Genomic DNA, 26,969 nt, shown 5'->3' with positions numbered 1-26,969 from the left:
CTTGACGAGAAGAATTGAGGCCCTGGGCCTGGCAACGCTGATAGCGCTAACATTCATCCACCCCGTCGCAGCGGCAGACAACAGCCCGGCCGCCCTGAAGACGCGCTTCGAGGCCCTGTGGAACCGCTTGACGGGCAAGGACACCATGCCCGGCATCGCCACGTCCAACGGCCGGATCGAGGCACAGCAGATCCTTGTTTCGGCAAAGCTTGCCGGGCGTCTGGCCGACGTGTTTGCCGAGGAAGGCAAGATCGTCGATGCCAACGCGGTGCTGGCGCGCATGGATACGGCCGATCTGGAGGCCGAAATGGCCGGCGCCCGGGCGCAATTGCGCCGCAGCACGACGGCCGAAGTGGAGGCCGAGGCGGCGATTGCCCAGCGCAAGAGCGAACTGGTGCTGGCGACCCAGGAATATGAGCGGGCCCGCACGATGAGCGAAAAGGGCAGCGGCACCGTGCAGCAGCGCGACATGCGCGAGAGCCAGCTGCAGGTGGCGCAAGCGGCTCTGCGGGCGGCCAATGCCAGCCGCGAGGAGGCCGCTGCATCCTCCGAAGCGGAAGAGGCAGACATTGCCCGCATCCAGTCGCAGCTTGACGATACGGTGCTGAAGGCGCCGACGCGCGGGCGCATCGAATACAAGCTGGTGCAGAAGGGCGAGGTGGTCTCGGCCGGGGCGCCGATTGCCACCATGCTTGATCTTGCCGATGTCTCGATGACCATTTTTGTGCCGGCCCGCGTGGCGGCAGAACTTTCCATCGGCGACGAGGCGCGCATCATCCTTGATGCCGCCCCGCAATATGTCATGCCGGCCAGCGTCTCCTTCGTCGCCTCCGAGGCCCAGTTCACGCCAAAGACGGTGGAAACCGCTGATGAGCGCGAAAAGCTGATGTTCCGCGTCAAGCTGAAGGTCGCGCCCGAACTGCTGAAGGAGTATGAAAGCCGCGTCAAGACCGGCATTCGCGGCATCGGTTATGTGCGCACCCAGGCAGGCACTGCCTGGCCGGAGGCCCTCCAGACGAAGCTGCCGCAATGAACCCGTTCGTTGTCCGGCTGCAATCGGTCACGCACCGCTACAAGGACGTCGCCGCTCTCAGTGGCGTCACTCTCGACATCCCCGCCGGCTGCATGGTGGGGCTGATCGGCCCGGATGGCGTCGGCAAATCCACTCTGCTCGGCCTTGTGGCCGGCGTCACGCGCCCGCAGGCCGGCCGCATCGAAGTGCTGGACGGCGACATGGACAAGGCCGCCCACCGGCGCGACGTCTGCACAAGGCTTGCCTATATGCCGCAGGGGCTCGGCCGCAATCTCTACCCGACGCTCAGTGTGGCGGAAAACCTCGATTTCTTCGGCCGGCTGTTTCGCCTCGACAGCGAGACGCGCCGGCAGCATATCGATGATCTCCTGCGCGTCACCGGTCTCCTGCCTTACCGCGACCGTCCGGCCGGCAAGCTGTCCGGCGGCATGAAGCAGAAGCTTGGCATCTGCGCCTCGCTGCTGCACGATCCGGACCTCTTGATCCTCGACGAACCGACAACCGGCATCGATCCGCTGTCGCGCCGGCAGTTCTGGCAGTTGATTGATCGCATCCGCGCCAAGCGGCCGAGCATGAGCGTCATCGTCGCCACCGCCTATATGGAAGAAGCGCAAGGCTTTCACTGGCTGGCAGCACTCCATGGGGGGCAGGTGATTGCCACCGGAAGCCCGGCGGAGATTTTGGCGCAGGCGGGAAAGCCAACGCTGGATGAAGCTTTTGCGGCGCTGATGCCGGCCGTGGAGGGTGCCTCGACCGCGCCCCTCATTCTTGCGCCGCGCGCCATGACCGATGGCCCGCCCGCCATCGAGGCCGAGGGCCTGACGCGCCGCTTTGGCGATTTCGTGGCCGTCGACAATGTCAGCTTCTGCATTCCGAAGGGTGAAATTTTTGGCTTTCTCGGCTCGAACGGCTCAGGCAAGAGCACCACGATGAAGATGTTGACCGGCCTCCTGCCGGCCAGCGAAGGCGTGGCAAAGCTGTTTGGCCAGCCGCTTCTCTCCGGCGATATCGCCACCCGCAAGCGCGTCGGCTACATGTCGCAGGCCTTTTCGCTCTATGGCGAACTCTCCGTACGTCAGAACCTTGTTCTGCATGGCCGCCTGTTTGGCCTTCCGGCAGACGAGATTGCGCCGCGCGTCGAGGCGATGCTTGCGCAATACGACCTGGCTGATGTGGCCGACAAACAGCCGGACGATCTGCCGCTTGGCATTCGCCAGCGTCTACAACTGGCCGCCGCCGTGCTTCACCGCCCGGAAATCCTCATCCTCGACGAGCCCACCTCCGGCGTCGATCCGGTTGCCCGCGATGCCTTCTGGCGTTCGCTGATCTCGCTGTCGCGCGATGACGGCGTGACGATTTTCCTGTCGACGCATTTCATGAACGAGGCGGAACGCTGCGACCGCATTTCGCTGATGCATCAGGGCCGGGTGCTGGCCGTCGGCGCCCCGCAGGCACTCTGCGCAGAGCGCGGCAAGGCCACGCTGGAGGAGACTTTCATCGATGTGCTGAGCGAGGCCGGAATGGGCGCGGCTGACGAGGAGGAGACGACTGCTGCCGTCACTCCGGCGCATGCAAGCGAGCCAAAGCCGCAGAGTGAAAAGGATAGTGAAACCGCGACCGGGGCCAACCACCGCGTCCGCCGATTTGATGTCGGGCGGCTCATTGCTTATGCACGGCGCGAAACGATCGAGGTCTTGCGTGACCGGGCGCGCCTCGTCTTTGCGCTGCTCGGCCCGGCCATCCTGCTCGTCACCTTCGGTTATGGCATCTCGTTTGATGTGGAAAACCTGCCCTTTGCCATCTACGACCAGGACCAGACGGCAGAAAGCCGCCAGCTGGTCGAAAGCTTTCAGGGCTCGCGCTATTTCGAGGAGCGGGCCGCCATCACCTCGTCTGAAGAGTTGCAGGCGCGGCTGCGCACCGGAGAGTTAAGCGTCGCCGTGGAGATCCCGCCCGACTTTGGCCGCGACCTTCAACGGGAGCGCACGCCGGAAGTCTCCGTCTGGCTGGATGGCGCCATGCCGTTTCGCGCCGAAACCGCGCGCGGTTATGTGAACGGTCTGGTCTCGGCCTATATCGCCGATGCCAATGCGCGCCATACAGGCAAGATGACCTCTTCGGACGCTGTCAGCATCGTCACCCGTTACCGTTACAACCAGGCCTTCAAGAGCACCAATGCCATCGTTCCGAGCGTGTTCGTGCTGGTCCTCATCCTCATTCCGGCCATCATGACGGCGCTTGGCATCGTCAAGGAGAAGGAAACCGGCTCGATTGCCAATTTTCAGGCAACACCGGTCACGCGGCTGGAATTTCTGCTGGGCAAGCAATTGCCCTATGTGGCCATTGCCTTCACGAGCTTCCTCTTTCTGCTGTTGCTCACGCATTTCGTCTTTCACGTGCCCATCAAGGGCTCGCTGCCCATGCTTCTGGTCGGCGCGTTGATTTACGTCAGCGCCGCCACGGGCTTTGGCCTGGTGGTCTCGAGCTTCGTGCGCAGCCAGGTGGCGGCCATCTTTGCCACCGCCATCATTGCAATGATCCCGGCGGTCAATTTTTCCGGCCTGCTGGTGCCGGTGTCGTCGCTCTCGGGCGGCGGGCGCATGATGGGGCTTGCCTTTCCCTCGGCCTGGTTCCAGCCGATCACCGTCGGCGTCATCACCAAAGGGCTGGGCTTTGCCGAATTGTGGACGAACCTGGTGATGCTTGCCGTGTTTGCCGTCGTTTATATCCTCGTTGCGCTTCTGGCGCTCAGAAAGCGGAGTGCCTGAGATGAGACAGAAGCTTTCCCGCATCCTGCGCCTCGGCATCAAGGAGCTCTACAGCTTGAAGGCCGATCCGGTGATGATGGTGCTCATCCTTTATGCCTTCACGCTGGCCATCTACACGGTCTCAACGGGGGCAAAGTCGGAGGTGGAAAACGCCTCCGTCGCGGTGGTCGATGAAGACCGCTCGATGTTGTCTGCGCGGCTGCGCGATGGGCTGATGCAGCCTTTCTTCCAGACACCGGCGCTCATCGAGGCCCGCGATGTCGATGCCGCCATGAACAGCGGCACCTATACGTTCGTGCTCGAAATTCCGCCGAAATTCGAACAGGATGTGATTGCCGGCCGCAAGCCGACCGTCCAGATCGCCGTCGATGCCACGGCCATGTCGCTTGCCGGCACCGGCGCCACCTATATCCAGAGCATCGTCCGGCAGGAAGTTGCCACCGCGCTGCCGCGCAGCACGACCAGCGCTCCGATCAATCTCGTCATCAGCGCTCGCTTCAACCCCAATCTCATGTCGATGTGGTTCAATGCGGTGATGCAGGTCATCAACAACGTCACCATGCTCTCGGTCATCCTGACGGGTGCCGCCCTCATCCGCGAGCGCGAACACGGCACGATCGAGCATCTTCTGGTGATGCCGGTGACGCCGGGCGAGATCATGCTGTCAAAGATCTGGTCGAACGGGATGGTGATCGTTGTCGCCGCCGTCCTGTCGCTGGTGGTGGTTGTCGAGCGGGTGCTTCACGTTCCCGTCGCAGGCTCGCTCGGGCTCTTCATCGCAGCCGCCGTGCTCTACCAGTTCTCCGTAACCTCGCTTGGCATCCTCATTGCCACGGTCTCCAGTTCCATGGCGCAGTTCGGCCTCATCGCCATACCGGTGCTGATCGCCATGAACCTTTTGTCGGGCAGCACGACGCCGATGGAAAGCATGCCGCCCTTCCTGCAAACCGTGATGCAGATTTCACCCTCGACGCATTTCGTGGCCCTGTCGCAAGCCATTCTCTATCGCGGCGCCGGCCTGTCGGCCGTATGGACCTCGATGGTGGCGCTCCTTGTCCTCGGAGCGCTCTTCTTTGTCATGGCACTCCTGCGCTTCCGCCGCTCGCTGACGTCTGCGGCGTGAAGCGGGAAGGGTGGACTTAACCGACGGCGGCGAGCGGTTCCATGGGCTGGATTTCCGGCCAGAAGGGCTCGGTTGCCGCCATCAGGGCAGGGGTTGCGGCGGCAATATAGGGAATGCCGTTGCGGGTGCCGATGCGCACGTCCAGCCCTGCTTCGCGCGCCAGAACCGCGCCGCCTGCAATGTCCCACATGGTCGTGAACTTCTGCAGGTGTCCGTCATAGGTGCCGCGGGCGGAAAACACGAGGCCGATGGAGGTGGAGCGGATGGACTGCACCACCCAGCCGGCATGGCGAAGACCAACCGTCAGCGCCGCGACCTCTTCTGAATCAGCGGCAGCACTATCGCCGAGCGACATCATCCGCACGTCCTCAAACGTCGTGTCGCGCACGAAGGGTTGTCCGTTTAGGTAAAGCCCAGTGCCATCGGCGGCTGCATAGATCTCGCCCATCGCCGGCATGGCAACGATGCCAAGGTCGGGCCGGCCATGACGCACGAAACCGAGCGAAATGCCCCAGAGCGGCGAACCGCGCAGGAAATTCGTCGTGCCGTCGATGGGGTCGATGATCCAGTAGGCATCGTCGGCCACGCCGCCCATTTCCTCGCCGAGCACCGTTTCGCCGGGAAAGGCTTGCGCCAAGCGATCGCGCACCAGTTGTTCGACGGCGGTATCGGCTTCCGAGACGAAATCCTGAAACCCCTTTGCGCGGGTGGCGATGCTGGTGCGGTCTTTATGAAAGCGCAGCGCCAGTTCCATGGCTTCCGCGATCACCGCAGAGGCACGCTCAAGTCGTTCGTGGGAAATCGTCATCATTTGCCTTCTGCGCCAGAGCGCGTGTTGAGCCATGTCCTGAAGGCCCCGACCTCGTCCGTCTGGATGGCGCCGACGCCGGCATCGATCAGCGCACCCCAGACGCTGTCCGGATCGGTCAGTGCCCTGGTATCGTTGAAATCGAGACAATGAGAAACGTCAAGCGTATTGATCCAGAGGCGGATGTTCTGGCGTTCCAGTTCCGCCCGGCCTGTCTCGAGATCGGCGATATTTTGGAACTTCACCTCGATCATCGGCGCGTGAAGAACAGCAATGCGGGAGAGATCCTCGGCAAACCGGCCGGGGCGAACCGCAAACATCGGCATATGCGGGATCTTGCCGAACCAGTCGGCGTCGAGAATGTCGAAATGGTCGGCATCCGGGTCGATATCGGTCTTCACCAGCACCTGGTCGGCGATGCCAAGGCGCAGCACCGTCTCCATCACCTGGGGCAGATCCCGGGCATATTTCGTATCGATGTTGACGGTGATTTTTCCCCGCGCTTCCTCCAGCACCTCTTCGAGCGTCGGCACGCATTCTTCAGTGAGAGCGGCATCGGCACCGCCGGCGCCGGCGCGCACCATGGCCTTGCGCACCGTCTCAAACGGCAGTTCGCTCACCACGCCGCTCCTGTCAGTGGTGCGGTCAAGCGTCGCATCGTGAATGACCACCAGCCGGCCATCGGCTGTCGTCTGCGTATCGATCTCGATCATCTCGACACCGTTTTCGATCGCGGCGCGCACGGAGGCCAGCGAATTTTCCGCCGTCTTCACCCAAAACCCGCGATGGGCGATGGTGAGGATTGACGGGTTACTGCGCGAGGTAACGGACAAGACATCAAACGGAAAGGCAGCAGCCTCTGGCTCTGCAGCGGTCGTCTCGTTCTCGGCAAGCGCTGAGAAGGCACGGGTCATGGCTCTATCTCCTGGGGTCCATGAAGTGGCAAGGATGGCGCCCTCCTTAAACCCGCTTTGATATGAGATTTGTGACAGCGCCTGCTGAAGTGTCCTGACGCGCACCTGCAACCCTTTGTATTATTGGCAGTTTTCCATCACACAATCGTGCAGCCGAAAGCATGATCAATCTTGACTGCACTTATCCGCTTTCTATAACCATTGCCGGACATTCCCATGAGATCATCGCCATGGAGGCAAACTTGATTTCTCATCCCAAAGCCACGCGCCGCACAGCGCTCACCCTGTCTGTTCTTGCCCTGTCTCTTGCCTCGCCTTTTGCCTCGATCGCAACGGTTGCGCAGGCGCAGGTGGCAGACAGCCTCACCATCTACAATGCCCAGCACGAAGGCCTGACCCAGGAATGGGTGAAGGCGTTCACCGAAGAGACGGGCATTGCAGTGACCGTGCGCAACGGCTCGGACATGGAATTTGCCAACCAGATCGTTCAGGAAGGCGCCAATTCCCCGGCCGACCTTTTCCTCACCGAAAACTCGCCGGCGATGACACTCGTGGATGGTGCCGGCCTGTTTGAACCGGTGGATGCGGCCACGCTTGCGCAGGTGCCGGATGGGTTTAAGCCCTCCAACGGCCATTGGGTGGGCATTGCCGCCCGCTCCACCGTGTTTGCCTATGACAAGACGAAGCTGTCAGCCGACAAGCTGCCGAAGACCATGGAAGAGCTTGCAGGACCGGCCTGGAAAGGCCGATGGGCCGCATCGCCATCGGGGGCCGATTTCCAGGCCATCGTCGGCGCCTTTCTGGAGCTGAAGGGTGAGGCGGCAACTGCTTCCTGGCTGAAGGGCATGAAGGAAAACTTCGTCGCCTATCGCGGCAATTCCACCGCCATGAAGGCCGTTAATGCCGGACAGATCGAAGGGGCTTTGATCTACCATTATTATTATTTCGGCGATCAGGCCCGCACCGGCGAAAACAGCAAGAACGTCGCCCTGCATTATTTCCGCAATCAGGATCCGGGCGCCTTCGTCAGCGTGTCCGGCGGCGGCATTCTGGCCTCCAGCAAGCACAAGCAGCAGGCGCAGGCTTTCCTGAAATGGCTGACGGCCAAGGGCGGGCAGGACATTCTGCGCACCGGCACCTCGTTCGAATATGCCGTGGGTCGTGACGCCCAGTCCAACAAGGCGCTGGTGCCGCTCTCCGATCTCGGCGCCCCCACCGTCGATCCGGCCCACCTGAACAACGCCAAGGTGACCGACCTGATGACATCAGCCGGAATCCTCTGATTTCCAGCCGTCCATCAGTTGCCTCACGGCGTCGCAGAGCGTATCTGCGGCGCTTGACAATTTCGGGCACAGAATGATCCCTACCAGCCAGACAGAAGCGACAATGACACCGCGCCCGCGCCGGTCGTTCCACCTGTCCTGGGTATCGCTGCTTGCGGTGTTTTTTGCCTGTCTGGCACTCGTGCCGCTGGGTTTCGTGATCTGGGCGACGCTTGCCACGGGTTACGAGACGGCGGCAACGCTGATCCTTCGCCCGCGCGTGGCGGGCCTTCTGATGAATACCGTCCTCCTGATCGTGCTCACCGTGCCGGCTTGCGTGGTGCTGGGCGTGGCGCTGGCGTGGCTGACGGAGCGCACGGACATGCCGGGCGCACGGCTGTTTTCATGGCTGAGCGTTGCCCCGCTTGCGGTTCCCGCCTTCGTTCACAGCTATGCCTGGATCGGTGTCTGGCCGGGCCTCAACGGTCTTGCCGCCGGCGTGCCGATTTCCATCGTCGCCTATTTCCCCTTCCTCTACCTGCCGGTTGCCGCAGCGCTGCGGCTTCTCGATCCGGGGCTGGAAGATCAGGCGGCATCGCTGGGGCTTACCCCCTTCGCCGTCTTCTTCCGGGTGGTGCTGCCGCAACTGCGCCTTGCCATTTTGGGCGGCTCGCTGCTGATTGCGCTGCATCTTCTGTCCGAATACGGTCTCTTTGCGATGATCCGCTTCGATACGTTCACGACCGCGATCATCGACCAGTTCCAGTCGACCTATAATGGCGTTGCCGCCAACATGCTGGCCGTCGTGCTGGTGTTGTGCTGCCTCGTCTTTCTCGGGCTCGATTACGCCATTCGCGGCCGCCAGCGTTATGCGCGGCTGGGATCGGGCGTTGCGCGCCGCACAAGCATCACGCCGCTGGGCGCCATGCGGTATCCAGCCCTCCTGCTGCCCATCGCAACGGTCGCCTTTTCGCTCGGCATCCCCGCCCTCACGCTCGGGCACTGGCTGCTCGCCGGCGGCACTGATATCTGGCGCCTCGATGCCATCGGCCTTGCGCTCTGGCAGACGCTTCGGATCTGCCTGATCGGCGGGCTTGCGACGACGGCGGCCGCCATCCCGATTGCCTGGCTTTCGGTGCGCCGTCCCTGTGCGAAAAATCGGCTGATCGAGGGTTGTTATTATCTGGCCAGCGCCATGCCGGGTGTCGTTGTCGCGCTGGCGCTCGTCACCATCACGGTGAAGGTCGCAACGCTCTACCAGACCCTCGCCACCATCGTTTTTGCCTATGTCATCCTGTTCCTGCCGCGCGCTCTGGTTAGCCTGCGCGCCAGCATTGCGCAGGTGCCGAAGGAACTGGAACAGGCAGCTGAAAGCCTTGGCCGCTCACCGGCCCGGGCCGTTCTTGCCACCACTGTGCGCCTGGCCGCTCCGGGGGCCGCGGCCGGCCTTGCGCTTTCCTCGCTCGGCATCATGAACGAGCTGACGGCCACGCAGATGCTGGCGCCCAACGGCACGCGAACGCTTGCCATGGCGTTTTGGGCACTGACCGGCGAAATCGATTATGCCGGTGCTGCCCCTTACGCGCTGCTGATGGTGGTGTTTTCGCTGCCGCTGACATGGCTTCTCTATCAACAATCAAAGAAGATCGCCGGACGATGACACTGCTCGAGATCTCGACGCTTCGGAAGCATTACGGTCCGGTCACCGCCGTGGACGGCGTCAGCCTTGCCATCGAAAGCGGCAGCCGCACGGCCATCGTCGGCCCCTCCGGCTGCGGCAAAACCACGCTTTTGCGGCTGATCGCCGGCTTTGAAGCGCCAGACGGCGGGTCGATCACCTTCGACGGCGAGGTGATTGCCGACGAACGGTTGCAGATCCCCGCCCACAAACGCGGCGTCGGCATCGTCTCACAGGACGGTTCGCTGTTTCCGCATCTCACCGTCGAACAGAATATCGGCTTTGGCCTCAAGGAGGACGCGGCAGACCGCAAGACCCGCATCGGCGAACTGATGGACATGGTGGAACTCGACCGGGCCATGCTGACGCGCCGCCCGGACGAGCTTTCCGGGGGACAGCAGCAACGGGTGGCGCTGGCCCGCGCCATGGCACGACGCCCCCGCGTCATCCTGCTCGACGAACCCTTTTCCGCGCTCGATACCGGGCTTCGCGTCGCAACCCGAAAGGCTGTCGGCGCGGTGCTTTCAGCAGCCGGCATCACCACGGTTCTGGTGACCCATGATCAGGCCGAAGCACTGGCATTCGCCGATCAGGTGGTGGTGATGCGCGCCGGTCGTTTTGCGCAGGTGGGCACCCCGCGCGAGGTTTATGCCCACCCCGCAGACCCCGCAACCGCCGCCTTTCTCGGCGAAGCGATCGTGCTTGCCGCAAGACTTGGAAACGGGCGGGCCACGACCATGCTTGGACAAATCGCCATTCACGACAAGACCCGGCAGGGTGAAGCGCAGATCCTGCTTCGCCCCGAACAGTTTTCGATCCTGCCGCATCAAGGGACCGAAGACGGTGCCGCTACATCAGGCACCATCACCGACGTCGATTTCTGTGGCCCGAGCTGCGATCTCGCCATCACCCTCGAGAAAAACCCGGACTTTCCCCTGCGCCTTGCCATGGCAAGCCAGCCGCTTTTCGAAAAAGGCGCGCGGGTGCAGATAAGCGTCAACGGCCCCGCGCACGTCTTTTCGTGAACGAGGCCGAGCCATGGATCAAGGATCCATGCTCATGTCAGGCAGCCGCTGTCACGGACCTTCGCAGATCGGGGCCCGGTCGGTCGGGATCTCGCCCACCTCGGCGCCATAGGCGCGAAGGCCTTGGCTATCGAGGTCGATGATCCGGTAACAGGGGTTGCCGCCGGTCCAGAATGGGTTTGGCGTGTCGACATCGGTGATGAACCGATGCGCACAGGCCTGACCCGAGCTGTAGGCGATGCCTTCGGCTGTGGTGCCTGCCAGCGGAATGTGGATATGTCCGAAAATGATGTGGCGAATGCCAGGCGCATGGCGGTTCAGGCGCTCCAGCACGGCGCCATCATCATGCATGCCGATCTTTTCGAAATGGGCAATCCGCGTCTCCATCGGCGGATGGTGGATGAACACGGTCACCGGAAGCTCACCGGCGCTTGCCAGCGTCTGGTCGAGCCAGGCCATACGGTCATCGCCGTAAATGCCACCGATCACGCCGGCCTCGTGGCTGTCGAGGAACAGCAGGCGGCCGGCCTCGCTATCGATGAACGACTGGATGAAGCCGTTATCGTCCCGGGGATGGTCGGGAAAGGCTTCGATGAAGTTGGGACGGTCGTCGTGGTTGCCGAGCATCAGGCGCACCTCAAAGGGCACCGGCGCCAGAATATCTTTGAGGAGCGCGTAAGCGTCGGGATCGCCGTGGTTGCAGAGGTCGCCCGTCATCACCAGCAGGTCGGCATCGGAATGCTTTTCGATGATATCGGCAACGGCAGCGCGCAGCTGCTTTTCCGGGTCCACGCCGTTTACCACGACACCCGACGGCATCAGATGCGTGTCGGTCAGCTGAATGATCTTCATGACGGTCTTTCTTCAAGGGCAGAGATCGGCTGCGGGGTTTCCCCCGCAGCCTTTCGAGGGGGATGAGCCCGCTTACTTCGACATCAGGGCGTTGGTCTGCTCGACGATCTGCTTCAGACCGGCTTCCGGCGTCACTTCGCCGCGCATGACCGTGCCGATGATGTCGCGCTGGGTGCGCCAGATGCGAACCGAGTCACCACCGGGATAACCGGCCCATGGCAGCGAACGGTCAGCCTGCAGCGACGCCGTCTTGACGTTCGGATGCTCGGCGTAATAGGGCGCGAGGAACTCGGGGCCGGTCGCCTGCTTGTTGGTCGGCAGGTAGCCGGTGATGCGCACGATGACGTTCTGGGCTTCCGGTCCGGTGATCCATTTCAGGTATTTCCAGGCAGCATCTTGCTTGGCCTTGTCCTGGGTGAGGATCACGGCCGAGTTGCCGCCTGTGGGCACGCCACCCTTTTCCGGGTTGTCCAGCGGGAACGTGGCAGTGGTCAGCTTGAAGCGATCGCCGACAAGGCCTTCGATCGTCTGCACATGCGCCGGCGTGGAGAAGATGAAGCCCGTGAGGCCTGCGCCGAACTGCTGGCGCGACTGGTCCCAGTCAAGCAGCGTCTGGCCACCTTCGGTGACGAACTGGCGAGTGAGCTTCAGCGCGTTGAGGCCGATCTCGTTGTCAAAGGCCACTTTTTTGGTAGCCGCATCGACCAACGTGCCACCCTGCTGGAAGATCAGCGACTGCCACAGCCAGTCATCCGGCCAGCCGTTGATGTCATAACCCATGCCGGCGATCTTCGGATCGAGCGCATGGATCTTGGCGGCCAGCGCCAGCAGTTCCTTGAAGGTTTTTGGCATGTTGGCCGGGTCGCCACCGGCCTTCTTCACGAGGTCGGCGTTGACATAGATGATCGGCGAGGAGGCATTGACCGGCAGGCCATATTGCTTGCCGTCGATCTGGCCGAGGGCGGCCATTTTCGGGCTGTAGTTCTTGTCGAGGAAAGCCTGGCCGCCTTCAGCCTCGATGAACGGGCCAAGGTCGGTGATCTGCTTGCGGGGGGCAAGTGTGTGAACCAGTTCGGCCGTCAGGTTATAGCCGGAGAAATAGACATCCGGCAGGTTGCCGGTCACGGCCGAACGCAGAACCTGCTGCTGGCCTTCGTTATAGCCGGGTGCCGGTGCGAGAAAGTTGATCTTGATATCCGGATTGTTCTTCATGAACTCATCGGCCAGCGGCTGATGGAATTTGGTGAAACCCGGAAGGTTGTAAAGAACCTCAAGCGTGACATCTGCGGCAAAACCTGGCTTGGCAAGGCCGGCCAGGGCGAGGCAGAGGGCAAGCCCGCCGGTTGCGGTGCGTCGGGTAATCTTCATGATCAGTCTCCAAAAGGTATTTTTGAGGCAGTAAGGGAGGGAGGAAAGCTTGACGGGGCGCGGTTATTTGACCCCCGTCATCGTGATGCCGGCAATGAAATGCCTGCGGGCAAAAAGGAAGCAGATGACCATCGGTGCGGTGATGATGGCGGCACCGGCCATCAGGGCACCGTAGTTGGCGCCGGATTCGACATCGGCGAAGAACAGCATGCCGAGCGGCGGCGGTGCGAGATTGGTGTCGGTGACGACGATCATCGGCCAGTAGAGATCGTTCCAGTGCGCCACCAGCGAGAACACGGCAAAGGCTGCCAGCGACGGCAGGGAGCCGCGCAGCACCAGCCGCCAGCAGATTTCCATCTCGGAAAATCCGTCCATGCGGGCCGCTTCGACCACCTCTTCCGGGTAGCTGCGGAAGGACTGGTGAAACAGGAAGATCGCAAACACCGAGAGGAAGAACGGCGCCATCATGGCAAAATAGGTGTTGAGCAGGTTGGTCTTGGCAAGCCCGACGAACAGCGGCAGCGCCAGCGCCTGCATCGGCACGCAGAGTGCGGCGATGATCAGCGTCATCATCAGCCGGCGAGCCGGAAAGCGCAGCTTTGCCAGCGCATAGGCAGCCGGCACGGCGGTCAGCACCTGGACGATGAGAATGCCGCCGCAGACGATGACACCGTTCAGCATGAAGCGCAGCATCGGCACCTGCGACGCCGCACGCGAATAGTTTTGCACGGCATCGAACTGTCGCGGGATCGGCCAGAGAGAGACATCGAAGATTTCCGACGGCGAGCGGATCGACGTCAGGAACATCCAGTAGAAGGGCAAAAGCATCGGAATGGCGCCGAGTGCCAGCACCAGATGCGGCAGATATTTGCGCAGTACGGCCATCAGTAATGCACCTTCCGGTCCATATGCACCATCTGGCCAATCGACAGGATGAGCACGATCACGAGGAACAGCAGGGTGAGAGCTGCCGCATAACCGGTGTTGGAATATTCAAAGCCCTCGAGATACAGCTCGAACAGCAGCGTTTCGGAGCCGAACCGGCCCTTGGTCAACACGGCCACCGTCTCGAACACCTTGAAGGCGGAGATCGAGGTGGTGACGACGACGAACAGCGTCGTCGGCCCCAGCATCGGCCAGGTGACGGTGAGGAAACGATCGATGGGATTTTTCGCGCCATCGAGACGCGCTGCCTCGTGCAGATCCCGGGGGATGGCGGTGAGGCCCGCCAGAAACAGCACCATGTTGAAGCCCAGCACCTGCCAGATACCGATCAGCGCCATGGTCGGGATCAGCAGAACGGGGTTGGATAGAAACGCTACCGGCTCGAAGCCGAGGGCCTTGATGGCGGCATTGACCGGCCCGAGCGAGGGATGCAGCAGGAACTGCCAGACGGTCGCCATCGCCACCAGCGTCGCGGTGACCGGCAGGAAATAGGCGATCTCCCAGAAGGCGCGGCTTTTCTTGCGATTATAGACCAGAAGCGCCACGCCGAGCGCCAAGAGAACGCCAAACGGAATGACGATCACCGCGTAAATCACGGTATTCCTCAGCGAGCGCAGAAACACCGTGTCGCTGAAGGCCTTGGTGAAGTTATCGAACCCGACAAAATGGATCGACAGCGCGCCGAGCTGATAATCGGTGACCGAAAAGACGCAAAGGACGACAATCGGGATGATGTAGAAAGCCAAAAGCAGGATGGCAGACGGTGCAGCAAAAAGCAGTCCCAGCCGCGCCATGCGGCGGTCGGCGGGGGAGCGTTTCGCGCGCAGCTTTGCCGGCTGTTTGACGAGTGTCATATCGGCCATCGTCATGCGGCAACCCGTGCGCGGGCGGAGACATCGCGGCGCTTGCCATCAGCACCGAACAGATGGGCGCGCTGTTCGGCAAAACCGAGCCGCAGCAGGCCGTCGGGTTCGCTCGGCAGGCTTTCGCCGGCATGCTGGCGCATGACGACCCGCACCGACTGATCCTGCACCAGCGCGCAGGTGACAAAGCGATCTGCACCATAGGTTTCGCTGCGCAGGACCCGAACGGCGAGGCCGTCTGCTGCCGGGCGAAGATCTTCCGCACGAATGCCAAGCGTCGCGGGGCCTGCAGCCTGTGCTGCCGCTTCAAGACCGAATTCCTGGCCAAAGGCGGAGATCCGGCCGGACGTGTCGATTTCCACGGGCAGGAGATTGATCGTCGGCGTTCCGATGAACCGGGCAACGGTCAAGGATGCCGGGCGCTGGTAGAGTTCATCCGGCGTGCCAAGCTGCTCGATGCCGCCTTCCGACATCAGCGCGATGCGGTCGGACATGGTCATCGCTTCGATCTGATCATGAGTAACATAGATGAACGTGGCGCCGAGGCGGCGATGCAGGCCGGTCAGTTCCTCGCGCATATGGGCGCGGAGCTTCGCATCGAGGTTGGACAGCGGCTCGTCCATCAGGAAGGCGGCGGGCTGGCGCACCAGAGCGCGGGCAAGAGCCACGCGCTGGCGCTGGCCACCGGAAAGCTGCGCCGGCTTGCGATCCAGAAGATGGCCGATCTGCAGGGTTTCCGCGGCCTCTTCCACCGACGCTGCGATGTCGCGCAATGTGTCAGCGCTGGCGATCATCCGACCGATCAGCGGCAGCCGAGCCGTAAACGACAGGCGGCGCATCCTGAGCGGCGTGGCGATGTTCTCGCGCACCGTCATGTGCGGGTAAAGCGCGTAGGACTGGAACACCATGGCAAGGTTGCGTTCGCTCGGATCGACATCGGTAACGTGTCTGTTGCCGATGGAGACTGTGCCTCGGTCGGGTGTCTCCAGGCCGGCGATGATCCGCAACAGGGTGGATTTTCCGCATCCGGACATGCCGACCAGCGACAGGAATTCACCGGGGCGGATGGCAAGGTCGATCGATTTCAGGACGTTATCCGCCCCGAAGCTTTTTTCGATACCCTGAAGTTCTAGCGATTGCGGCTGCATGCGGCGCTCCTTTGCGGCGCACCGTATGCGTCCCAGCCATGACAAACAGACGACAGTTTCTCGATGTTTTGATTATAACGCACAGAAAGGGCGTCGATCCCGCCATCATGGTGCAACGGCCAGGCGGTGTCCGCATGGTCATCTCGGGCGTGTCGAACACACCCGAATAAACATGATTTTTTTTGTCATGTTTATTGCCTGCCCATCAATTTTATCGTAAGCGGTGGCTCTCGCACAATCGACTGAAAGCTCTTGCCCATGTGGATTAAGTCTGCCGCGCACGCCCGCGTTGATGACGCCATGGAGATCCACTACCAAGAGCTTTGCCGCGCCATGAAACGGCGTGGACATGCCGCGACCAACTCGCAGGAAATCGTGCATGACGTCTATCTGCGCCTCGCCAACACACCGAAACTGGTGGAGAACAGGCCGGTTCTGAGGGCATTTCTCATCCGCGTCTGCGCCAATCTCGGGATAGACCGCCTGCGACGGGAGATGCTGGAGCGCCGGTTGTTTTCGAGCATGACCGAGGAGGCCTTGAGCGTGCCCCAGCCGCTTGGCGACGCGGACGCGCGCGCCGATGTGCCGTACCGGCTGAAACGCCTGCGCCAGGCCATCCTGAAAATGTCCTACCAGCGACGGCAGGTGTTTCTTGCCAGCTGCATTGGAAACCTCACCGCCGACGAGATTGCCGCGCGCTGCGGGATCAGCCGCAACATGGTCGATCGCCACATCCGCAAGGCCTATCTGCATTGCCTCGAATGCCTTGAGGACACGCTCTGATGGCGGAGACGAAAACCACAAGGCAGATGCGCGAAGAGGCCATAGACTGGCTTTTCCAGCTTCGGGAACATCCAGAAGACGCGGCGATCCGGGCATCGTTCGAGGCTTGGGCGAGCGCCGATCCACGCCATCCCGCCATTTTCGAGCAGATCGAATGCCTGATCGGCGACACGTCCCGGCTGCTTACCGAGGATGACCGGTTTCTGTCGAAGGCAAGCCGCAAGCCTGTTTCGCGAAAGGTGAAAGGGGCAGCGGCCGGCTTTGCCGGCCTCTGTCTGCTGGCGGGTCTTCACCTCGATATCCCGCTTCGTCTTCGTGCCGACCATATCTCCGCCATCGGCCGCAGTGAAATCATCCGGATGGCGGACGGATCGGTCGTGACGCTGAACGCCAACAGTGCGATTGCAATTCGCTTCACGTCAGAGCAGCGCTGCATCATCCTGCTGCGCGGCGAAGTCTTTGTGGAAGTCCGTCCGGACCCGTTGCGCCCCTTCTGCGTCGAGGCGGGTGGTGGGAAAACGACGGCACTCGGCACCGCATTTGATGTCGACCTCCGGAGTGCTGAAACCCAGGTTGCGGTAGAGGAGCATAGCGTGAAGATCGAGGCCGGCGCGTCAACGCCCCCGACGATCCTCCAGCAGAACCAGTCGATCGTTTATGACGAGAACGGAAAGTTGCGTGATCCGCAAACGATGGAACCCTCGACCATCGGCGCCTGGCGACAGGGACGGTTGGTGTTCGAGAACCAGCCGCTTGGCGATATCGTCACCGGCATCCAACGCTATCTGCCCGGCCATGTTCTCGTCGCCACGGCAAATCTGCAGCAAAAACGGCTGAGCGGCAGCCTTGATCTCACACACCCGAAAGCCGCTCTCGATGACCTTGCGGCAGCCTTCGAGATCCGCGTCACCCATGTCGGCGCCTATCTCACGATCCTCCACTGAAGAAATTTTCGGTCAACCTGTCCTGAAACGGAAGGCTCATTCGTACGGCTGGCAGAGAACATATTTTGCTGCCCAAGGAGCTTATCCCTATGACACACAACACCCGGTCAACGCGCCGCCGGTTGAGACTGCCGCTGCTTTCCCTGTTTCTGACGAGCGTCGCCCTGGCCTCGCTTCCAGCGGTCGCAAGCGCACAACAGGCCGGCCGGATCGCCATTGACCTGCCCGCCGGCAGTGTTGTCACGAGCCTCAATCGCCTCGCCAGCCAGTCCGGCCTTCAGGTCGTTTTCGATGCGACGCTTGCAAGCGGGCGCACGAACGTCAGGATCACCGGTTCGATGACGGTGGGTGAGGCTCTGGAAAAGCTGCTGGCCGGAACGGGCCTCACCTATCGGTTTGTTGCCGAACGGACGGTGAAGCTCGAAAAACTCTCCACAGATTCATCCGCAGCAACCGCCGGCGATGAGACGGTTCTGCCGCGCGTGACGGTCGGAGCCGGCGGCCTGTTCAACAGCGGCGCACCGAGCGTGGCGGAGATCAATGGGCGCCAGATCGAGGCCGCCCAATCAAACTCCCTGCCGCAACTTTTGCAGAAGACGCCGGGTGTCACCGCCACCGGCGGGGTCAGGCTGCAAGGGCAAAGCATCTCCATTCGCGGCTTTACCCGTCAATCGGATGTCCGGATCCTGCTCGATGGCGCGCCAAAGAATTTCGAGCGCTACGACCAGGGCACGGTCTTCGTGGACCCGGAACTGCTGAAGCGCGTGGAAATCCTCAAAGGTGCAACGTCGGTGCGTTATGGCAATGGCGGGTTTGGCGGCACGGTCATCATGGAAAGCAAGACCGCGGAAGACATGCTGCTGGAGGGCAAAAGTTTTGGCGCCTGGGTGAAATCCGGCTATCAGAGCGCCAACAAGCAACGTCTCGGATCGGCGGCCGTCTATGGCAAGTCCGATTTTGGCGGCCCCGTCACTTATGATGGCATGGCCTCGGTCATCTGGCGCAAGAGCGACAATGTGCGCGTCGGCGGCGGACAGGTCTACGAGGCCTCCAGCGATAAGCTGACATCCTTTTCCGCCAACGGGGGCCTGGAAGTCGACGGGCACGAATTGAGGGCCTCCGTCATCTATGGTCGCTCGTCGGATTATGGTCCGCCAGCGGCCAATCGCGGTGACCTGGACCTCACGGCCTCCAGCATTGCTCGTTATGGATATGAAACCGCGCGGCTGCGGGCGCTCGCCCTGCGCGAGATGGAGGACTTCTCCTCGACGCTGAAATACGCCTATACCGGCGACAGCGATCTGGTGAACGTCAAGGCGATGCTCAGCCTCTCCTCCACCGACCTGCACATGACGCGCCCGACCATTGCAGGCTTCGTCCCCAGCGCCAGCCTTGGCGGCCAGGAGGATGACGCCAAATATACCGATATCAAATTCGAGCTGGAAAACACCTCGTATTTCGATCTGGGCGGCCTTTCGCATGCGGCCAATTACGGTGTTCAGTATGTGCATCACGATCGCGACACCTGGATGTACGACATCGCCAACAAGAACAGCGCCCAGTATAATTATGGCTATTACTCGTCCTGGATCATGCCGCAAGGCAAGCAGGACACGCTCTCCGCCTTTGTCAGGGACGAGATCGGCCTGACGCCGGATTTCAAGATAACCCCCGGGCTTCGCTTCGATTATGTGCGCTCGCAAGGCGTGCCGAATGCCGCGCCGCGCTATAACAATCCGGCAGCCGGCCACGACTATTCCGCCACCTCCCATACGGGGGTCACGCCCGCACTCAGCCTTCGCTGGGAGGCAACGCCTGAAACAACCCTCTTTGCCGACTGGGCCTATGCTATGCGCGTGCCTGTGATCGACGAGCTTTATTCCAGCCAGAGCGCCGCAACCAAGGCGTCCGCCACCTCCCGCGATCTCGAGGTCGAACGCAACAACAATATCAATATCGGCCTGTCACGCCAGTTCGACGGACTGCTGTCTGAAGAAGATACGCTGAAAACCTCGGTGGCGCTTTTCTACAACCATGTGACCAACCCGGTGATGCGCCGGTTCGGCAGCGCCAATCTCGCCAACATCACCGGGCCCGTGCCGTTCTACTGGAATACGCCGAGCTACAAGATCTACGGCGCGGATTTCTCCGTGAACTACGATTCCGAGAGCATCTTTTCAAACATCGGCCTTGCCTGGATGAACGGCTCACGCAACGGCGCCATCAATGACGTCAGCGGTCCGAACACCTATTTCCAGGACCTTGCGCCGTTTACCGGCAATGTCCAGCTGGGCTACAAGATCCCGGAATGGGACCTGTCGATCAGCTGGAACGGTTTGTTCGTGTCAGCCCAGAAGCGTACCCCTTACAATCAGGGAACCGGCTATTTTTATGCTCGGCCGGAAAGCAAGGGTTATGCCGTCCACGGCATTTCGGTGGACTGGACCCCGAAGGAGGGAAGCCTTGCCGGCATGGAGATGCATGCCGCAATCGACAACCTGTTCGACAAATATTACGAGCCCTATCTCTCGGATGGGATCGCGGCCATGCCCGGCAGGAACTTCAAGCTGTCGATCAGCCGGAAATTCTAGTGCTGGGTGCCGGTCTCCGCATCTAGAGCTGCGCGCGAAAGATGTCCGGCATCGACCAGTTAGGTTCATGGCCCAGCAGCTTTTGCAGAAAACCAGCGGGAAAACTGCGGTTTTCTGCAGAATTTTCCTTGAACGACCACCAGCTTCGAAGATCGTCAACGGATGGGCTGACATCCACGTCGAAATCGAACTCCTGCTTCATCGCCGCCGAGTGAATGGACAGGCAAAACATCGTGCAGGCATAACCTTCCGGCCAGAAGGCGCCGACGGCGGTGCTTGCCTTGCCGCCGACAGCCTCCGAGGTTCTGCGGATCGGCAGATCGGAGATCAATTCCCGCAGCATGAGGCAGGCAGCAAATTCGAAGAAGGCGCGGCGCTTGGCTTTGTCGCGCGGTTTCTGACGGTCGATGGCCTCAAGCCAGCGGATGAAGACCTCGGCCAGCTTTTCGTCATCAATGGCGAAGGTGCAGCCAAGATGGCGCGCGCAGGCCTCCACATGGGCATGGAAGGCGAGCTTGAACCAGCGAAAGCGCCGTACCGCAAGACGCAAAGGCTGGTTGGTTGGCGGGAGTGCAACCCGAAGAAGCGTCTCAGACATTGACGGCATACCGTTCGAACAGTTTGCGCAGGGCCTCTACATCGCCTGCCGCGCAGCCACGGACAATCACCTCGGCAAGGGCCTGCGAGAGTTCGCAGGCCGACAGAAGCGCCATGTCGTAGTCCGCATCGGAACGCTCGGCAAGCAGCCATAGCAGAACCGAAAAGCTCGCCAGCGTGTCGGCCTCGCCCGCCACGGGGCGCGCCTGCGACATCGGTTCCTCGGCGCGCACGACCCGAAGGTCCAGCATGGCCAGAAGCAGAATTGCGGCTGATGTTTCTACCGTTTGCTCCGGCTTGGCCGATTGGCGCATGCGCTGAAAGGCCGTACGGGCCGCCGCCTCGCTGATGAAAGCATCCACTGTATGCAGATGGCGCAGAGCCTTCTTCAGCGCTTCATACGCGACAACCGCAAAGGGGGCGTCTCCTTGGGGATGCGCCATGAATTCCTCGAAGGGGGCGGCAGGTGAGGCTGTCGAGGTGAGGACCTTGCCGGCCAGGCGAGATGCCAGGTCATCAAGGCCCCGAGCGATATCATCGACATCGCCGAGAAGTGTCCTGGCCAGACGGGCTGCCGGTTCGGGCAAGGTTTCCATCGCGCCGACCTCCTGCAGGGACTTGCGTCCGCTGCGCAAGACATGGCGCACCCCGCGCAGGACCTCCCTGAGGGTTGTCGTATCCGGACGGATAGGCATCAGGTTCACCGCGTTCACTCCCCTTCCCGAGAGGCTCTCTTATACCGTGATCAGGGCTGGCACGGAAGCCTCAAGACCTTGTCGTTGACGCGTCGAACGGATGAATTCGAGCGTGCCGGCATAATCGCGCACACCCGCCTGGCTGCCGAGGCCGGTCGCATTTTGCGCCGAAGACGCCTGCGCAAGTTCAACGCACTCCTCTGCCGACAATCCCTTGACGAGCCCCGTGGCAAAGCCGCCGTTGAAGCAGTCGCCGCAACCGCAGGTGCATTTCACATCCACCTCGAAGGCGGGTGTGTAAAATTCCCGCCCATCGCTGCCACAGTAATAAGCCCCCTCGGCGCCGAGTGTCAGGATGACGCAGCCTGCGCCGCGATCCAGCAGAAAATGCGCCAGATCCCGGTTATCGCTGAGGCCGGAAAGCGCCCGTGCCTCTTCCTCCGAGGGAAGAAAATAATCGGTATAGGGCAGCAATTGCGCGACCTTGGGCAAATCTTCCGCCGTCGAGGCAAACACGTCCAGCGTCGTGATGACGCCCCTGCGCTTTGCCTCGGCCATTACCTCGCGCGTGCGGCCGGTGTCGTCCATCCGGTTCATCAGGCCGACGCCGCCGACATGCAGAATACGCGTGTCGAGAAGGCGCTCCATCTGGCCGTCATCGATAAAGAAGGCATCTGTCGCGCCCCGCTTGTGAAGAGCCGGCCGTGCACCATCAGGCCGGGTGGTCACGATGGAAGAGGAGGTGGAAAAGTCCGGGCAACGCGCCATCAACTCCGTATCGATGCCGAAGGAGCGCAGTTTCATCAGCACCCAGTCACCCATGTCGTCCTCACCGACGCCACCGGCCGCCTGCACGCGAAGCCCGTGTTTGGCCGCGACGATGGAGGCGGAACCCGCCGCACCAGAGACCGCCAATGTGAAGTCTTCCACGAAATAGGTGCCGCCGCCCGGCGCGATCTGGGTGACGGGTCGGCAGAGGGCATCGAAGGTGTAAAAGCCCATGCAGGAATAGTCGAAGCGGGTGCTCATGTTGGCCTCCGGATGCGATCACCGCGCTCGGAGAAGAAATAGAGGCGGGACGGATCGAAGCCAATGGTTATAGGCGTGTCGATCGGCGCACGAAAATCGCGTGCGGCCTTGATTTCGACGGAGCGTTTGCCTGTCTGGACCGTGAGATAGGTCGTATCGCCCGTTGGCTCGACCCCGTAGATCATGCCCCCAAGATGCTCGCCGCCCACGACGCAATCCTCCGGCCGCACACCAAGCGTGACGCGTCCGTTCACATGCGGCGGGCAGGGCACTGCGACCCCCTCGCTGCGGAAAACGCCATTGCTCGCCTCTCCGTCCAGCAGGTTCATGGGTGGCGACCCGATAAAACCGGCAACGAAGGTGTTTGCAGGATCGGAATAGATGTCGTCCGGTGTGCCGACTTGCTGAATGACACCGCGGTTCATGATGACGATCCGGTCCGCGAGCGTCATGGCCTCGATCTGGTCATGCGTGACGTAGACGGTGGTGACCTTCAACTGCCGTTGCATATGCTTGATCTGCACCCGCATGCTGGCACGCAACTTGGCATCCAGGTTGGAAAGCGGCTCATCCATCAGGAAGACCTGCGGTTCGCGCACCACGGCGCGGGCAAGGGCTGCACGCTGACGCTGGCCGCCGGAAAGGGCGGCGGGCTTGCGGTCTAGGAAGGATCCAAGCTCCACCATTTCGGCAGCCCGGCGGATCAGCCTGTCGTGCTGGTCGGCCGGCACCTTGCGCATGCGCAACGGGAAGCGGATGTTGTCGTAGATCGTCATGTTCGGATAGAGCGCATAGCCTTGGAAAACCATGGCCACGTCCCGGTCTCGCGCATCGATCTCGTTGACGACTTCGCCGCCGATGACGATTTTCCCGTCTGTGGGATGTTCCAGCCCGGCGATCATGCGCATGGTCGTGGTCTTGCCGCAGCCGGATGGACCGAGCAGCACGAGAAATTCCTCGTCGGCGATTTCAAGCGACATGTTCTCGACCCCAACAAAAGAGCCGAAGTGCTTGACGATATTGTTGAGTTGAATGGAAGCCATGGTTCAGCCTTTCACCGCGCCCATCGTCAACCCGCGTGAAAGGTGCTTCTGGATCAGGACCACGACGATCAGGATCGGCACGAAGGCGAGGAAGGAGACGAGTGCAATTGCATTGTAAATGATGCCGTCCGAACCGCCGGTGAAATTCGCCAGCGCAACGGACATGGTATAGGCCTTCGAGGTCGAGGCGATCAGCAGCGTGAACAGGAATTCGTTGATCGCGAAAATGGCCGCGATCACCGCCGCTGTGATGATACCGGGAAGGCAGGCAGGAATGATGATTTCCCGCAGGATCGTCAGGTCTCCGGCACCGTCCGTGCGGGCGGCGTCCTCCAGTTCCTTCGGAATATCCAGCATGTAGCTGCGGATGATCCAGGTGACGAGGCTGAGGTTTATGGCGGCATAGACCAGCATCAGCGCCCAGACCGTATCGAGAAGACCAATGCCCCGGAACAGGAAGAAGATCGGCACGGCAACGATGGCAGGCGCCATCATGCGCGTGGAAAGAATATAAAAGCCGATATCTTCGCGTCCTTTGAATTCGTAGCGGGCCAGTGCATAGGCCGCCGGTATGGCAAGCAGCAGATCGATGACGACCGAGCCTGCAACCGCGACGAGGGAATTGCGCAGATAGCTGGCAATCGGCCAGTCACTGACCAGCAGCCGCCAGGCATCGAGGCTCCAGTTCGGCCAATAGATCGGGTGGGGCACGATGATCTCGGTGCGCGGGCGAAAACCGATGGTCAGGAACCAGATCATCGGCGCAAGGCAGACGATGGCCCAAGAACCGAGAATGACATAACGAAGCCACAGGCTTTCGCTGCGATCACGACGAACGGAGGCCATGTCAGCTCCTTCCCGAGCGGAAGGCCCGCTTCACAAGGGTTTGCGCAATGAACACCGTCATTGCCAGCATCAGCACCGAGGCGGCGGAGGCATAACCGAAGTTGAACATGCGAAACCCCTGGCGGTAGATGAAGAAGCTCATCGTCTCCGTCGCGCCGCCGGGAGACCCCTGCGTCATGATGTAGACATTGGTGAACATGGTGGTGATGTCGATGCCGCGCAGCGTGACGGCAACCACGATGACAGGCCGCATCATCGGCAACGAAATATTCCAGAAGATCGCCGGCCAGGAGGCCCCGTCGAGCCGGGCGGCCTCTTCGATTTCCTGGTCCTGCCCCTGCAGCGCCGCCACGAAGATGATGAACAGGAAGGGTGTCCATTGCCAGACATCGGCGACGATCAGTGTCAGTCGGGCGAGCCAGACGGAGGCGAGCCAGTCGACATTGCCGTTTACAAGCCCCAGCGTCATCAGCAGGTCTGACACCACCCGGCCGTCATTGAAGGCAAGCTTCCACATGAAGGCGACAGCCGAGGGCATGAAGAGCATGGGCATGAGATAAACGATGCGCCAGCCGCGGATGAAGGGATCGCGATAGGCAAAATAGGCAATGGCAAGGGCTATCACCGTCTGCGTCGTGAGCGACAGCCCGCCGATCACTGCCGTATTCCACAACGCGGCCCAGAATTCGCCATCCTGTAGGATGCGCTCGTAATTGCCGAGGCCGGCCCAGGTCCACTTCAGGAAACGGACCACGAAAAGGCTCTGGTAAATGGCAAAGAGGCCCGGATAGAGGGTGATCGCCAGCAGGTAGAGAACGGTTGGCGCCACAAGGAGATAAGGGAAGGCGCTGCGCAGCAGCGGCGAGCGGCGACGCAGTCCACCGGTGGACGGACGGGCGGTGACTGACGCCACCGCCTTGATGCTGTTTGCGGAATTTGCCATCGGCTCAGAACGGCAGAGCCTTGCCGGCACCGACATACATGCCGGGAGCGACATCCGCATAGGCAACCGGCCCCTTGCCGCCGGAGAAGCCATTTTTCTCCATGATGCGTTTCCAGGCTGTTTCGCCGTTTTCCAGCGCCTGCTTGGCAGAAATCTGGCCCGTCACGGCGCGGTTGATCTCGTTGCCGAGCGCCTGTTCCATCTCGAACATGCCAGGCAGGCGCGGCGCGCACCAGGCATGCTCCAGACTGTCGGCCCAGACCTTGGCGGGCTGGCTGACGGCGCGAAGACGCGGATTGGCCAGAACCGAGCGATAGCCCGGAGCCACACCATTGGCATTGGCTTCGTTCATGGCCATGATCGAGGCCGTCGTCAGGAAGGCCAGCATCAGGAAAGCCCCTTCCGGGTTCTGAGCATTTGCCGCCACACAGGAGGTCGATCCGGCAATGTTTGGCGGTGCAAACACGCCGCCCTTGATGCGCGGCTCGTAGATCGTGACAAAATCGTCGACGATCTTCGACTGATCCGGGCGCATGGCCTGCGTGCCGCTATCCTGCCAGCTGATATTTGCGGCCACCTGACCACCCAGCCAGGCGGCACGGTTTTCACCCCAGCCAGCACCGGCAACGCCTTCAATGGCGTTCTTCTGAAGCGCCATGATGATGTCCATGGCCTTCAGGCCGGCATCGCCGTTCAATGTCGGGTTCCATTGCTCGTCGAACAGTTTAAGGCCCGCCTGTGCAGCAATATGCTCCCAAGTGTAGGTGGCCCAGAAGCCGCGCGCCAGCATGAGGCCGACGCCGGAGACGCCGCCGCCAAGCTTATTGGCCTCGCCGGTAATGCGGATGAGTTCGTCATAGGTCGGAACCGACTTTGCCGGATCGATCTTGCCGCCGAGGATCTTTTCCATCGAAGACTTGCGCAGATGCACCATCTGCACGTCGCAGTCGAAGGGGATGCCGACCAGTTTGCCACCGAAATAACCGTAGTTGAGGCGATAGGTGTCATAGAAATCGTCAAGCGGCAGCTTCCACTTGGCCGCATAATCATCCAGTTCGGCGAGGAACCCGGGACCTGCAAAATCACCGAGCCAGGGAGAAAAGAACTGCAGCGCATCGAAGGAAGCATTGCCGGAAATGAATTCGGCGACGGCCTTGTCATAGAAGCTGTCGTCGGGGATCGGAACCAGCTCCACCTTGATACCCGAAAGCTGCTCAAAGGGCTTCAGGCCCTCGGCAGCAGATTCCTGATCGGCGGCGCCAATGGCAAAACGTACCGTCTTGCCTGCCTGTTCGGAACGGACCTTCTCCCAGTCCACGGCGCGAATCCAGTCCTTTGCCGGATCCCATAGCGGCTCATTGGTCATGTTGTAGAGCTTGCGGTAGTCGGCCCGCACATAACCTTCGACGGAAATGCCGTCGAGAACGGTTTTGACGTCCGGCAGGGACGTCTTTGCCAGAGATGGCACAGCAAGCCCCCCGAGGCCGGCGGTGAGACCGGCCGCTGCCGTTGTACGCAAAAAGCCGCGGCGCGAAACCGCTGCGAATTCCTTACCCATATCATCCTCCCAGTGTGATCAATCGTATGCTTGAACACCGCTGCGCATCTCCTCCGCCCAGCGATTATTTGAACATAAATTACCCTGCTAGATAATGTGTTCATATTGTTTTCGGTGTCAATCGAGAAAAAGCGCTGCAGTGCATCATAATAT

General features: G+C 61.4%; 23 protein-coding genes. 9 read left to right on the top strand and 14 right to left on the bottom strand.

Features of this window, described 5'->3' with window-relative positions; genetic code table 11:
• Nucleotide 1 precedes the first annotated feature (1 nt).
• From AC4CWH_RS23665 to AC4CWH_RS23655, 3 genes are read left to right on the top strand one after another with little or no spacing between them, the layout of a single operon-like run.
• On the top strand, nucleotides 2–1,033 hold the full coding sequence (locus tag AC4CWH_RS23665) for an HlyD family secretion protein (protein WP_491285966.1): 1,032 nt from the start codon (nucleotides 2–4) through the stop codon (nucleotides 1,031–1,033).
• Nucleotides 1,030–3,801: a ribosome-associated ATPase/putative transporter RbbA gene (rbbA, locus tag AC4CWH_RS23660; protein WP_491321692.1), complete on the top strand. Its 2,772-nt coding sequence runs from the start codon at nucleotides 1,030–1,032 to the stop codon at nucleotides 3,799–3,801. The genes AC4CWH_RS23665 and rbbA overlap by 4 nt, the downstream gene beginning before the upstream one ends.
• A gap of 1 nt (nucleotide 3,802) precedes the next feature.
• On the top strand, nucleotides 3,803–4,924 hold the full coding sequence (locus AC4CWH_RS23655; protein ID WP_491321691.1) for an ABC transporter permease: 1,122 nt from the start codon (nucleotides 3,803–3,805) through the stop codon (nucleotides 4,922–4,924).
• A 16-nt stretch (nucleotides 4,925–4,940) separates the two neighbouring features.
• On the opposite strand, the gene AC4CWH_RS23650 is transcribed toward AC4CWH_RS23655, so the two are convergent.
• Together AC4CWH_RS23650 and AC4CWH_RS23645 are read right to left on the bottom strand one after the other, a co-directional pair.
• Nucleotides 4,941–5,732: an inositol monophosphatase family protein gene (locus AC4CWH_RS23650; RefSeq protein ID WP_491321690.1), complete on the bottom strand. Its 792-nt coding sequence runs from the start codon at nucleotides 5,730–5,732 to the stop codon at nucleotides 4,941–4,943.
• Entirely contained in the window at nucleotides 5,732–6,646 is a 915-nt protein-coding gene (locus tag AC4CWH_RS23645; RefSeq protein WP_491321689.1) for a glycerophosphodiester phosphodiesterase family protein, read from the bottom strand. Before AC4CWH_RS23645 ends, AC4CWH_RS23650 begins: the two co-directional genes overlap by 1 nt.
• A gap of 242 nt (nucleotides 6,647–6,888) precedes the next feature.
• On the opposite strand from AC4CWH_RS23645, the gene AC4CWH_RS23640 reads away from it, so the two are divergent.
• The 3 genes from AC4CWH_RS23640 (at nucleotide 6,889) to AC4CWH_RS23630 (ending at nucleotide 10,611) form a co-directional block, all read left to right on the top strand.
• Nucleotides 6,889–7,929 carry an iron ABC transporter substrate-binding protein gene (locus AC4CWH_RS23640; RefSeq protein ID WP_491285975.1) on the top strand — a complete coding sequence of 347 codons (1,041 nt, stop codon included), beginning with the start codon at nucleotides 6,889–6,891 and terminating at the stop codon, nucleotides 7,927–7,929.
• 103 nt (nucleotides 7,930–8,032) lie between these two features.
• Nucleotides 8,033–9,568 (top strand): ABC transporter permease, encoded by a 1,536-nt coding sequence (locus AC4CWH_RS23635; protein WP_491321688.1) that lies wholly within the window; start codon nucleotides 8,033–8,035, stop codon nucleotides 9,566–9,568.
• A complete protein-coding gene (locus tag AC4CWH_RS23630; RefSeq protein WP_491321687.1) occupies nucleotides 9,565–10,611 on the top strand; it encodes an ABC transporter ATP-binding protein in 1,047 nt (348 codons plus the stop codon). The genes AC4CWH_RS23635 and AC4CWH_RS23630 overlap by 4 nt, the downstream gene beginning before the upstream one ends.
• Nucleotides 10,612–10,662: 51 nt before the next feature.
• Here the strand turns inward: AC4CWH_RS23630 and AC4CWH_RS23625 are convergent, their stop codons facing one another.
• From AC4CWH_RS23625 to AC4CWH_RS23605, 5 genes are all read right to left on the bottom strand, one after another.
• Complete coding sequence (locus tag AC4CWH_RS23625; RefSeq protein WP_491321686.1) at nucleotides 10,663–11,463, bottom strand: phosphodiesterase; 801 nt, start codon at nucleotides 11,461–11,463, stop codon at nucleotides 10,663–10,665.
• 72 nt (nucleotides 11,464–11,535) lie between these two features.
• Nucleotides 11,536–12,831, bottom strand: a complete 1,296-nt coding sequence (locus tag AC4CWH_RS23620) for an ABC transporter substrate-binding protein (protein ID WP_491321685.1) — start codon at nucleotides 12,829–12,831, stop codon at nucleotides 11,536–11,538.
• 63 nt (nucleotides 12,832–12,894) lie between these two features.
• A complete protein-coding gene (locus AC4CWH_RS23615) occupies nucleotides 12,895–13,716 on the bottom strand; it encodes a carbohydrate ABC transporter permease (RefSeq protein ID WP_491321684.1) in 822 nt (273 codons plus the stop codon).
• Nucleotides 13,716–14,639 (bottom strand): carbohydrate ABC transporter permease, encoded by a 924-nt coding sequence (locus AC4CWH_RS23610; RefSeq protein WP_491322321.1) that lies wholly within the window; start codon nucleotides 14,637–14,639, stop codon nucleotides 13,716–13,718. The genes AC4CWH_RS23615 and AC4CWH_RS23610 overlap by 1 nt, the downstream gene beginning before the upstream one ends.
• Nucleotides 14,640–14,641: 2 nt before the next feature.
• The gene (locus AC4CWH_RS23605) at nucleotides 14,642–15,787 is read right to left on the bottom strand and encodes an ABC transporter ATP-binding protein (protein WP_491321683.1); all 1,146 of its coding nucleotides are present in this window, start codon (nucleotides 15,785–15,787) and stop codon (nucleotides 14,642–14,644) included.
• Between the two features lie 333 nt (nucleotides 15,788–16,120).
• Between AC4CWH_RS23605 and AC4CWH_RS23600 the strand changes: the two genes are divergently transcribed.
• The 3 genes from AC4CWH_RS23600 (at nucleotide 16,121) to AC4CWH_RS23590 (ending at nucleotide 20,105) form a co-directional block, all read left to right on the top strand.
• Complete coding sequence (locus tag AC4CWH_RS23600; RefSeq protein ID WP_491321682.1) at nucleotides 16,121–16,570, top strand: RNA polymerase sigma factor; 450 nt, start codon at nucleotides 16,121–16,123, stop codon at nucleotides 16,568–16,570.
• Entirely contained in the window at nucleotides 16,570–17,514 is a 945-nt protein-coding gene (locus AC4CWH_RS23595; RefSeq protein ID WP_491321681.1) for a FecR family protein, read from the top strand. The genes AC4CWH_RS23600 and AC4CWH_RS23595 overlap by 1 nt, the downstream gene beginning before the upstream one ends.
• 89 nt (nucleotides 17,515–17,603) lie before the next feature.
• Nucleotides 17,604–20,105: a TonB-dependent receptor gene (locus AC4CWH_RS23590; RefSeq protein ID WP_491321680.1), complete on the top strand. Its 2,502-nt coding sequence runs from the start codon at nucleotides 17,604–17,606 to the stop codon at nucleotides 20,103–20,105.
• 22 nt (nucleotides 20,106–20,127) lie between these two features.
• Here AC4CWH_RS23590 and AC4CWH_RS23585 read toward each other — a convergent pair whose 3' ends face one another.
• The 7 genes from AC4CWH_RS23585 to AC4CWH_RS23555 are packed head-to-tail and all read right to left on the bottom strand — an operon-like array spanning nucleotide 20,128 to nucleotide 26,816.
• A complete protein-coding gene (locus tag AC4CWH_RS23585) occupies nucleotides 20,128–20,703 on the bottom strand; it encodes a hypothetical protein (RefSeq protein WP_491321679.1) in 576 nt (191 codons plus the stop codon).
• Complete coding sequence (locus AC4CWH_RS23580; RefSeq protein ID WP_491285992.1) at nucleotides 20,696–21,397, bottom strand: hypothetical protein; 702 nt, start codon at nucleotides 21,395–21,397, stop codon at nucleotides 20,696–20,698. The genes AC4CWH_RS23585 and AC4CWH_RS23580 overlap by 8 nt, the downstream gene beginning before the upstream one ends.
• Nucleotides 21,398–21,436: 39 nt before the next feature.
• Complete coding sequence (locus tag AC4CWH_RS23575) at nucleotides 21,437–22,426, bottom strand: carbohydrate kinase family protein (RefSeq protein ID WP_491285993.1); 990 nt, start codon at nucleotides 22,424–22,426, stop codon at nucleotides 21,437–21,439.
• On the bottom strand, nucleotides 22,423–23,469 hold the full coding sequence (locus AC4CWH_RS23570) for an ABC transporter ATP-binding protein (protein WP_491285994.1): 1,047 nt from the start codon (nucleotides 23,467–23,469) through the stop codon (nucleotides 22,423–22,425). Before AC4CWH_RS23570 ends, AC4CWH_RS23575 begins: the two co-directional genes overlap by 4 nt.
• A gap of 3 nt (nucleotides 23,470–23,472) precedes the next feature.
• Nucleotides 23,473–24,315, bottom strand: a complete 843-nt coding sequence (locus tag AC4CWH_RS23565; protein WP_491285995.1) for a carbohydrate ABC transporter permease — start codon at nucleotides 24,313–24,315, stop codon at nucleotides 23,473–23,475.
• A gap of 1 nt (nucleotide 24,316) precedes the next feature.
• Nucleotides 24,317–25,258 carry a carbohydrate ABC transporter permease gene (locus tag AC4CWH_RS23560; RefSeq protein ID WP_491285996.1) on the bottom strand — a complete coding sequence of 314 codons (942 nt, stop codon included), beginning with the start codon at nucleotides 25,256–25,258 and terminating at the stop codon, nucleotides 24,317–24,319.
• A 4-nt stretch (nucleotides 25,259–25,262) separates the two neighbouring features.
• A complete protein-coding gene (locus AC4CWH_RS23555; RefSeq protein ID WP_491285997.1) occupies nucleotides 25,263–26,816 on the bottom strand; it encodes an extracellular solute-binding protein in 1,554 nt (517 codons plus the stop codon).
• Nucleotides 26,817–26,969 lie beyond the last annotated feature (153 nt).

The organism is Neorhizobium sp. PAMB6716 (assembly GCF_058242805.1).
This window is presented reverse-complemented; position numbering and strand designations above follow the sequence as displayed.